2 protein-coding genes are annotated in these 886 nt (G+C 32.6%); one reads left to right on the top strand and one right to left on the bottom strand.

The genetic code is table 11. From position 1 onward, the window contains the following. On the bottom strand, positions 1–263 hold a 263-nt coding region (locus tag N5D03_RS14875), incomplete at its 3' end, for a helix-turn-helix transcriptional regulator (protein WP_280052116.1). Between the two features lie 180 nt (positions 264–443). Here N5D03_RS14875 and N5D03_RS14870 point away from each other — a divergent pair. Next, positions 444–886: CHC2 zinc finger domain-containing protein (locus tag N5D03_RS14870; protein WP_280052114.1), on the top strand; the 443-nt coding region annotated here is incomplete at its 3' end.

Below are 886 nucleotides of genomic sequence, written 5' to 3'. Positions count from 1 at the left end.
AATTGTTGCGTTTCAGCAAACAAATTCAATAACTGATTATCCTGTAAAATAGCATCAGCTTTATTGTTTCCATAAACCAATTCATCCAAAGAAATCGATAAAATTTTCGCCATTTTTTCCGCTACTTCCAAAGATGGAATCGTAATATTTCTTTCGTATTTAGAAAGATTAGTCACGTGAATTCCAATCTTAGAAGCAAACACTTCTTGCGAAAAACCTTTTCCGCTTCTTAATTCTTTCAAGTTTTTTCCAAAATTTTCCATAGCAAATAAACTTTAAAACATACTGCGTATGTATTATATACTCTACAAAATTACAATTTAGTTAGTGAAATAACTAATTCAGTTGAAAAATAAAAAGCGAAAACAATTTGTTTTAAAAATCAAAAACGCTAAGTTTGTAAGCGAAAACGATTAGTGAAAATTTTTTAAATAATTTTTCAAATGGAAATCCAAGAAATAAAATCTCGCTTATCATTATCTCAAATCCTACATCATTACGGATTAGAACCTAAGAACAATATGCTGAAATGTCCTTTTCATTCGGATAAGACGGCAAGTTTACAGGTTAATTTGGAGAAGAATTTTTACAATTGTCATGCGTGTTCCAAAACAGGCGATGTCATTCAGTTTGTGCAAGATTATGAGAAATTGAGCAAACACGAAGCACTAAACAAGTGTAAAAGTTTGGCTGGCGAAGAGCGTTTTGCGGTAAACGAACCAAACCGCATTCCTCAAATCGCAGACCATTCAGCGTTTCTACAAAAGATGTTTCTAAGTTTCCGTAAAGGATTATTATGCAGTGAACCCGCTCAAAACTATTGTCATTCCAGAGCGTTAAATGTGGATGAATTAGAAGTCGGTTTTAACTCGGGACAATTCCATCA

The sequence above is a fragment of the Empedobacter sp. GD03861 genome, assembly GCF_029840885.1.
In the GTDB taxonomy this organism is placed as follows: Bacteria; Bacteroidota; Bacteroidia; order Flavobacteriales; family Weeksellaceae; genus Empedobacter; species Empedobacter falsenii_B.
This window is presented reverse-complemented; position numbering and strand designations above follow the sequence as displayed.